Below are 8,607 nucleotides of genomic sequence, written 5' to 3'. Positions count from 1 at the left end.
TCGCGCACTTAGAAGCAAGAGCAAGAGCAAGAGCAAGAGCAAGAGCAAGTTGGAAAAACCGTAATGCATGGTTCATTCAAGAAAGGCACGCTCGATAGCCTGCTGGTCGCGAAATTGGCCGGCCAGTTTGAATATCGCCCAGGCAACTAAGCCGACCAAAGCGAGAAAACTCCTAAATATTTCCAGAGGACTTATCCACAAGCTTGTAGTCCATTTCCCAAATATATGCCCAGCTGTTGCCCTCCCCCCTTTCCGCGCCTAGCCTTGCCAATCACTGACGGGGCAAGTCCCGTCGTCACATCAACATTCCGTACCCACATCCTTGCCAAGGAGCGGTAAACATGGCTTTTGACGCGTATTTGCAAATCAGCGATATGCGGATAAGGTTGCCGGGGTGGGCAAGGCTGCCAACCTGATCAAAAAGGGAACCTATATTGGCATAGCGCTTGACGTAGCAGCGACGGGGCTAGAGATTCACCAGCCTTGTATTCTGGGCAGAGAAAGCGAATGCCAGCGAGCTTCATATGTAAACTCTGCATCATTAGCTGGAGGTCTGGCTGGTAGCGCTGTAGGCGGTTACCTAGGAGGGAGTATTGTTGCACCCGCAGTATGTGCGGCACTAGGAATAGGGACTGCCGGACTAGGGGCACTCACCTGCGCGGTCATCGGTGGCGCTGCCGGGGCGAAGTTAGCCGGTGATTTCGCAGGAGAAAAAGGCGAGGTATTAGGTAACTTTTTGTGTCACGAGCTCTCAAAATGACTAACATAGAGCCAGGACTGATCGCGCCGTTCCTGATTACAGCAATGCTAATTGCCGCTAGCGCGCAAATTATTATTTCATACAAATACACCGAGCATTTTGAATCTTTCCTGCCCACCTCCCGCCTCGTATCTGACAACATCAAAAATTACCAGCACGCCGGACTCTTGGGCAAAACAATAAGAACCGGCCAGATTGCAACACTGTTGGCCATACCCAAAATCTTCATTTACAGGGGTTACGCTGAAATTGAGGAAATAAAAAATTTCCCCCTCCGCGAAAAGCGCATTTTGTTAACCCTCTGGGTTATTCACATCACCTTGTTCATTGCACTGACGTTGTCGCATTATCTATGACTTCATGCCGATACGACTTGCCCCGATTCGAAACCTGACAGTCTCTAGGAGTGGTGTTCGCCATTCTTATCACCGCGATCTTCATATCCATGTCGATAACCCTATATTTACCCCATCGCCTGACTGAACACATTGAGTCAATGCTACCCAATTGCAAGTTAATCAGTGAGAGCAGAAAAACATATGCCGGACTTGGCTTTACCGGGAAAGTTTTTTTGATTCGGAACAATATCTTTAATGCCAACCTTCCCGAAAGCCTATGCTCGCAAAGGCTTAATAGATACCAAAGAAGCAAACCAATTACCAAGCCACACGAAGAAAACAATCAGAAGACTTGTCATTGTGTGCCTAGCGCTTTTTCTCGCACTGTTACTCTTTAGGGCATTCCTATATGTTGCCGATCATTACCAAACCCTTTGAAAGCAGCGCTAAACCTCAAGCACAAGCCCCAGCGAACCTCTCCCCTACCCCGCTGTCCTACTCAGCACCACCCAGCCTGTAAACCACGACCTTCGCAGGTGGGTTTGCCTCCGCGCTTGTGTCATCATGCTCCGACCGCCGGTGAGTCCTCCTATAAGCCTTTCTATGAACAAACCATACGCATTGCTGCTTGCCTTCGCCCTGCTCCAGGGCTGCCAAAGCCTGGCCCCGCAAAAGGCCGAGCCTCCCGTCGCCGAAGCTGGCAAGGGCGAGGCGGAAAAGCCCGTGGTGTATGGCTCGTTCAAGCAGGACACACTCTATAGCCTGTTGGTGGCAGAGCTGGCCGGCCAGCGCAACCGTTTCGACATCGCCCTGGCCAACTACACCGATCAGGCGGCAAAAACCCAGGACCCCGCAGTTTCCGAGCGCGCCTACCGCATTGCCGAGTACCTCGGCGCCGACGAGCCGTCACTGGAGAATGCACTGGTCTGGGCGCGCAACGACCCGCAGAACCTCGACGCCCAGCGCGCCGCCGCCATCCAGCTGGCCCGCGCCGGTCGCTATGACGAGTCCATGACCTACATGGAAAAGGTACTGCAGGGCCAGGGCGACACCCACTTCGACTTCCTCGCCCTGTCCGCAGCCGAAACCGACCAGAGCACCCGCGACGGCCTGCTACACAGTTTCGAACGCCTGCTGGTGAAATACCCCGACAACGGCCAGCTGATATTCGGCAAGGCCCTGCTGCTGAACCAGGACGGCAAGACCGAAGAAGCCCTGGAACTGCTCGAGTCGCACCCGGCACAAAACGGCGAAGTCGCCCCGATCCTGCTGCGCGCCCGTCTGCTGCAGGCCCTGGACCGAGGTCCGGAGGCCCTGCCACTGCTGCGCGGGGCGATTCGCGACAACCCGGACGACAAACGCCTGCGCCTGACTTACGCTCGCACCCTGGTCGAACAGGACCGTATCGCCGATGCCAAAGGCGAGTTCATCAGCCTGGTCCAGCAATACCCCGATGATGACGAATTGCGCTACTCGCTGGCGCTGGTGTGCCTGGAGAACAAAGACTGGGATGAAGCCGAAGGCTACTTGCAGGAGCTGGTCGAGCGCGACAGCTACGTTGACGCCGCGCACCTGAACCTGGGCCGCATCCACGAGGAGCGCCACGACCCTGCTGGCGCTCTGCGTGAATACGCCCTGGTCGGCCCGGGCCCAGACTACCTGCCGGCACAACTGCGCCAGGCCGACATCCTGATCGCCAACGGCCGCGGCACCGAGGCCTCGCGCCTGCTCGCCGACGCGCGCGAAGCCCAGCCAGACTACGCCATCCAGCTATTCCTGATCGAATCGGAAAGCTACAGCAACAACAACAAGGACGCCCAGGCCAACCAGGTGCTGCAACAAGCCATCCAGCGCTACCCGGACGACCTCAACCTGCTTTACACCCGCGCCATGCTGGCCGAGAAGCGCAACGATTTGACGCAGATGGAAAAAGACCTGCGCGCCATCATCGCCCGCGAGCCAGAAAACGCCATGGCCCTGAACGCCCTTGGCTACACACTGGCCGACCGCACCACCCGCTATACCGAAGCCAAGGCGCTGATCGACAAAGCCCACCAGCTGACCCCCGATGACCCGGCAGTGCTCGACAGCCTGGGTTGGGTCAACTATCGCCTGGGCAACCTCGACGCAGCTGAAACCTACCTGCGCCAGGCCTTTGCCAACTTCCCCGACCACGAAGTGGCCGCCCACCTGGGCGAAGTGCTGTGGGCCAACGGCAAGCGCCGCGAAGCCCGCCAGGTATGGGCCAAGGGCTTCGAAGCCCAGGCCGACAGCCCTATCCTGCGCAAGACCCTCTTGCGCCTGACCGGATCCGAGACTCTTTAACGCCATGTTCCTGCGCCATTGCATCACCTTTACCTTGATCGCCCTGCTGGCCGGCTGCGCCGGCTTCGGTAGCCGTGAGGCCCTGCAGGGCCACGGCGACCCGCAACAGTGGCGCGCCCACAAAGCGCAGCTGAGCAGCCTCGATGGCTGGCAGATCAACGGCAAGGTCGGCATCCGCGCCCCGCGCGATTCCGGCAGCGGTACGCTGTTCTGGCTGCAACGCCAGGATTATTACGACATTCGCCTGGCCGGCCCGCTGGGCCGTGGCGCCGCGCGCCTTACCGGCCGCCCGGGTGGCGTGGTGCTGGAAGTGGCCAACCAGGGCCGCTACGAAGCCACCAGCCCGGAAGCCCTGCTGGAAGAACAACTGGGCTGGCAGCTGCCGGTTTCGCATCTGGTCTGGTGGGTGCGCGGCCTGCCCGCCCCCGACAGCAAGAGCAAGCTGACCCTCGATGGCGACAGCCGCCTGGCCAGCCTCGACCAGGATGGCTGGCAGGTGCAGTACCTGAGCTACACCGAACAGAACGGCTACTGGTTGCCCGAGCGCCTGAAGCTGCACGGCAAGGACCTGGACGTGACCCTGGTGGTCAAGGACTGGCAGCCGCGCCAGCTGGGGCATTGATCGCATGCAAAAGCTCACCCTGCCCGCCCCGGCCAAGCTCAACCTGTGGCTGCACATCATCGGCCGCCGCGCAGACGGCTACCACGAACTGGAAACGGTGTTTCAGTTTCTAGACCATGGCGACGAACTGAGTTTTGCCCTGCGTGACGATGGCGTGATCCGCTTGCACACCGAGATCGAGGCCGTCCCCCACGACAGCAACCTGATCGTACGGGCCGCGCGCATGCTGCAAGCACAATCGGGCACCACGCTTGGCGCCGACATCTGGCTGACCAAGGTACTGCCCATGGGCGGAGGTATCGGCGGTGGCAGCTCAGACGCCGCGACCACCCTGCTGGCCCTGGCCCACCTGTGGCAACTGGACTGGGACGAAGACCGCCTGGCCGCACTGGGCCTGAGCCTGGGCGCCGATGTGCCGGTGTTCGTACGCGGCCACGCAGCATTCGCGCAAGGCGTAGGCGAACAACTGACCCCGGTCGACCCGATCGAACCCTGGTATGTCGTGCTGGTGCCGCAAGTGTCTGTCAGCACAGTAGAAATTTTTTCACATCCACAGTTGACACGTGATTCTCTCCCCCTTAAGATGCGCCCCGTTCCCGAGGGAAACAGTCGAAATGACTGCCAACCGGTGGTAGAGCAGAATTACCCAGAAGTTCGCAATGCGTTGAATTCACTGGGAAAATTCACTGAGGCTCGACTAACCGGCACTGGAAGTTGTGTGTTTGGGGCCTTCCCAAGCAAAGCCGAAGCTGATAAAGTTCTGGCCCTTCTTTCAGCGACCCAAACAGGGTTTGTGGCCAAAGGAAGCAATGTTTCGATGTTGCATCGTAAGCTGCAAAGTCTGGTCAAGAAGTCGAGCGCATGAGCGTTCGCAGCAACAGATACAGGGGCGTCGCCAAGCGGTAAGGCAGCAGGTTTTGATCCTGCCATGCGTTGGTTCGAATCCAGCCGCCCCTGCCATTTTCCTTATACTCATCCAGGTATACCCTCAGCCTTCAGGTACTGCGCGTGTCCAAGATGATGGTCTTTACGGGGAACGCTAACCCCGATCTGGCTCGGCGTGTCGTACGTCAGCTGCATATCCCTCTCGGTGACGTCTCTGTCGGTAAATTCTCCGACGGCGAGATCAGTACTGAGATCAATGAAAATGTTCGCGGTAAAGACGTTTTCATTATTCAGCCGACCTGCGCCCCGACCAACGATAACCTGATGGAACTGGTAGTGATGGCCGACGCCTTCCGCCGCTCCTCAGCATCCCGAATCACCGCCGTGATTCCCTACTTCGGATATGCCCGCCAGGACCGCCGTCCGCGTTCGGCACGTGTAGCCATCAGCGCCAAAGTCGTTGCTGACATGCTCACTGTCGTAGGTATCGACCGTGTACTCACCGTCGACCTGCACGCTGACCAGATTCAAGGCTTCTTCGATATCCCCGTCGACAACATCTACGGCTCGCCCGTACTGGTTGACGACATCGAAGACCAGCGTTTCGAGAACCTGATGATCGTCTCCCCGGACATCGGTGGTGTCGTGCGCGCACGCGCTGTCGCCAAGTCCCTGGGCGTCGATCTGGGTATCATCGACAAACGCCGCGAAAAGGCTAACCACTCCGAGGTTATGCACATCATCGGCGACGTCGAAGGGCGCACCTGCATCCTGGTAGACGACATGGTCGACACCGCCGGCACCCTGTGCCACGCGGCCAAGGCCCTGAAAGAGCACGGCGCTGCCAAGGTTTACGCCTATTGCACGCACCCTGTCCTGTCGGGCCGCGCAATCGAGAACATCGAGAAGTCGGTACTGGACGAGCTGGTGGTGACCAACACCGTTCCGCTGTCTGCCGCTGCTCAAGCCTGTGACCGTATCCGCCAGCTGGATATCGCACCGGTTGTCGCTGAAGCGGTACGCCGCATCAGCAACGAAGAATCGATCAGCGCGATGTTCCGCTAAGCGGGACACGTGTTGATGTGAAGCGCCCCGCCCCAACCTGTGTTGGGGCGGGGCTTTTTTGCCATCCCCGTTGGCGCTGGTCGCAAACGCCCTCGGGGGGCTACTTTGGAGAAACAAAATGACTGAATTCACTCTGAACGCCCAAGCGCGTACTGACCTGGGGAAAGGTGCGAGCCGCCGCCTGCGTCACTCCGCGAACATCCCAGCCGTTGTCTACGGTGGTAACCAGGACGCCCAGTCCCTGACCATCCTGGCCAAGGAAATCACCAAACTGTTCGAAAACGAGGCTGCCTTCAGCCACGTTCTGGAACTGAACGTCGACGGTGCCAAGCAAAACGTCGTGGTCAAGGCCCTGCAGCGCCACCCGGCCAAAGGCTTCATCATGCACGCCGACTTCGTTCGCGTCGTTGCTGGCCAGAAGCTGACCGCCAAGGTTCCGGTTCACTTCATCAACGAAGAAGCCCCGGTCAAGAAAGGCGGCGAGATCTCCCACGTTGAGTCCGAGATCGAAGTTTCCTGCGAAGCCAAGGACCTGCCTGAGTTCATCGAAGTCGACCTGGCCAACGCTGAAATCGGCACCATCATCCACCTGTCGGACCTGAAAGCTCCGAAAGGCGTAGAGTTCGTCGCTCTGGCCCACGGTGATGACAAAGCTGTTGCCAACGTTCACGCTCCACGCGTTGCTCCAGAAGCAGAAGGCGCTGCCGAGTAATCCACTCGCACGCCGGCGTTGATCGGGTTACAGTGCCGCGCGCACTGTAACCCACCAACTCCAAGGAAGAGCCCCTGACGTGACCGCCATCCAGTTGATCGTTGGCCTGGGTAACCCCGGCCCCGAATACGAACAGACCCGGCATAACGCAGGGGCTCTTTTCGTTGAACGCCTTGCCAGCGCCCAGCGTGTTTCGCTGACCGCTGACAAAAAGTATTTCGGCCTGACGGCTAAATTCAGCCATCAGGGCAACGACGTTCGTTTGTTGATCCCCACCACCTACATGAACCGCAGCGGCCAGTCCGTAGCGGCCTTGGCCAATTTCTTCCGCATCAAGCCGGAAGCGATACTGGTGGCACACGACGAACTCGATCTGCCCCCGGGCGTTGCCAAGCTCAAGCGCGGCGGCGGCCATGGTGGGCACAACGGCCTGCGCGACATCATCGCGCAGCTCGGCAACCAGAACGACTTCCACCGCCTGCGGCTTGGCATCGGCCACCCGGGTGACGCCAAACTGGTATCCAACTTCGTCCTGGGCCGCGCGCCGCGCGCCGAGCAGGAGAAGCTCGACGCCAGCATCGATTTTGCCCTCGGCGTGCTGCCGGACGTGCTTGCCGGCGATTTCGCCAAGGCGATGCGCGAGCTGCACAGCCAGAAGGCCTGATTTCCTTTAGAGAGGGGAATACCCATGGGTTTCAATTGCGGCATCGTCGGCCTGCCCAACGTCGGCAAGTCCACCCTGTTCAACGCCCTGACCAAGTCTGGCATCGCGGCGGAGAATTTCCCTTTCTGCACCATCGAGCCGAACAGCGGCATCGTGCCCATGCCCGACGCTCGCCTGGCTGCGCTGGCTGAAATCGTCAAGCCAAACCGCATCCTGCCGACCACCATGGAATTCGTCGACATCGCCGGCCTGGTTGCCGGTGCCTCGAAAGGCGAAGGCCTGGGCAACAAGTTCCTCGCCAACATCCGCGAGACCGACGCCATTGCCCACGTGGTGCGCTGCTTCGAAGACGAGAACGTGATCCACGTTTCCAACAGCGTCGACCCCAAGCGTGACATCGAGATCATCGACCTCGAACTGATCTTCGCCGACCTCGACAGCTGCGAAAAGCAACTGCAGAAGGTAGCCCGCAACGCCAAGGGCGGCGACAAGGACGCCTTGGCGCAAAAGGCCATTCTGGAAAAGCTGATTCCACACTTTACCGAAGGCAAGCCTGCGCGCAGCCTGATGAAGCACATGGCTGACGACGAAAAGGCCGTCATCCGTGGCTTCCACTTGCTGACCAGCAAACCGGTGATGTACATCGCCAACGTGGCCGAAGACGGCTTCGACAACAACCCGCACCTGGACGTGGTCAAGGCCATTGCCGAGGAAGAAGGCGCGGTAGTGGTGCCGGTGTGCAACAAGATCGAAGCGGAAATCGCCGAGCTGGAAGACGGTGAAGAGAAGGACATGTTCCTCGAGGCCCTGGGCCTGGAAGAGCCTGGCCTGAACCGCGTGATCCGCGCCGGTTACGAGTTGCTGAACCTGCAGACCTACTTCACTGCCGGCGTGCAGGAAGTACGCGCCTGGACCGTTCGCGTCGGTGCCACTGCCCCGCAGGCAGCCGGCGTTATCCACACCGACTTCGAAAAAGGCTTCATCCGCGCTGAAGTGGTGGCCTATGACGACTTCATCCAGTTCAAGGGTGAAGCCGGTGCCAAGGAAGCCGGTAAGTGGCGTCTGGAAGGCAAAGACTACATCGTCAAAGACGGCGACGTGATGCACTTCCGCTTTAACGTCTAAGCGGTAACCTGCAGCACACACAAACCCCTTGAGGCTTGCGCTTCAAGGGGTTTTGTTTTGCCCAGACATGCGCGCCCTTGGCAGGGGCGGCCTTGCGTCGTGCCAGGCCGC

Annotated in this window: 8 protein-coding genes and 1 tRNA gene; all 9 read left to right on the top strand. The window is 59.2% G+C overall.

Annotated elements, in window-relative coordinates; translation table 11 throughout:
- Nucleotides 1-756: 756 nt before the first annotated feature.
- The 9 genes from ACF8FB_RS16810 (at nucleotide 757) to ychF (ending at nucleotide 8,496) form a co-directional block, all read left to right on the top strand.
- Nucleotides 757-1,116: a hypothetical protein gene (locus ACF8FB_RS16810; RefSeq protein WP_392510299.1), complete on the top strand. Its 360-nt coding sequence runs from the start codon at nucleotides 757-759 to the stop codon at nucleotides 1,114-1,116.
- Nucleotides 1,117-1,701: 585 nt separating this feature from the next.
- Nucleotides 1,702-3,423 carry a tetratricopeptide repeat protein gene (locus ACF8FB_RS16805; RefSeq protein WP_392510298.1) on the top strand — a complete coding sequence of 574 codons (1,722 nt, stop codon included), beginning with the start codon at nucleotides 1,702-1,704 and terminating at the stop codon, nucleotides 3,421-3,423.
- A gap of 4 nt (nucleotides 3,424-3,427) precedes the next feature.
- Complete coding sequence (gene lolB / locus ACF8FB_RS16800) at nucleotides 3,428-4,045, top strand: lipoprotein insertase outer membrane protein LolB (protein ID WP_010951969.1); 618 nt, start codon at nucleotides 3,428-3,430, stop codon at nucleotides 4,043-4,045.
- A gap of 4 nt (nucleotides 4,046-4,049) precedes the next feature.
- The gene (gene ispE / locus ACF8FB_RS16795; protein WP_010951968.1) at nucleotides 4,050-4,910 is read left to right on the top strand and encodes a 4-(cytidine 5'-diphospho)-2-C-methyl-D-erythritol kinase; all 861 of its coding nucleotides are present in this window, start codon (nucleotides 4,050-4,052) and stop codon (nucleotides 4,908-4,910) included.
- Nucleotides 4,911-4,930: 20 nt separating this feature from the next.
- Nucleotides 4,931-5,005 (top strand) — tRNA-Gln (locus tag ACF8FB_RS16790).
- Between the two features lie 48 nt (nucleotides 5,006-5,053).
- The gene (locus ACF8FB_RS16785; RefSeq protein WP_003247410.1) at nucleotides 5,054-5,995 is read left to right on the top strand and encodes a ribose-phosphate pyrophosphokinase; all 942 of its coding nucleotides are present in this window, start codon (nucleotides 5,054-5,056) and stop codon (nucleotides 5,993-5,995) included.
- Nucleotides 5,996-6,113: 118 nt separating this feature from the next.
- Nucleotides 6,114-6,707 (top strand): 50S ribosomal protein L25/general stress protein Ctc, encoded by a 594-nt coding sequence (locus ACF8FB_RS16780; protein WP_049586382.1) that lies wholly within the window; start codon nucleotides 6,114-6,116, stop codon nucleotides 6,705-6,707.
- A 79-nt stretch (nucleotides 6,708-6,786) separates the two neighbouring features.
- Nucleotides 6,787-7,371, top strand: coding sequence for an aminoacyl-tRNA hydrolase (gene pth, locus ACF8FB_RS16775; RefSeq protein WP_003247413.1), 585 nt, complete (start codon nucleotides 6,787-6,789; stop codon nucleotides 7,369-7,371).
- A 24-nt stretch (nucleotides 7,372-7,395) separates the two neighbouring features.
- Nucleotides 7,396-8,496 (top strand): redox-regulated ATPase YchF, encoded by a 1,101-nt coding sequence (gene ychF / locus ACF8FB_RS16770; RefSeq protein WP_003247414.1) that lies wholly within the window; start codon nucleotides 7,396-7,398, stop codon nucleotides 8,494-8,496.
- Nucleotides 8,497-8,607: the final 111 nt, after the last annotated feature.

Origin of the sequence: Pseudomonas sp. yb_2, from assembly GCF_043103905.1 — a bacterium.
Classification (GTDB): domain Bacteria; phylum Pseudomonadota; class Gammaproteobacteria; order Pseudomonadales; family Pseudomonadaceae; genus Aquipseudomonas; species Aquipseudomonas alloputida.
The sequence above is the reverse complement of the archived record's forward strand: the minus strand, read 5'-3'. Positions and strand labels throughout refer to the sequence as shown.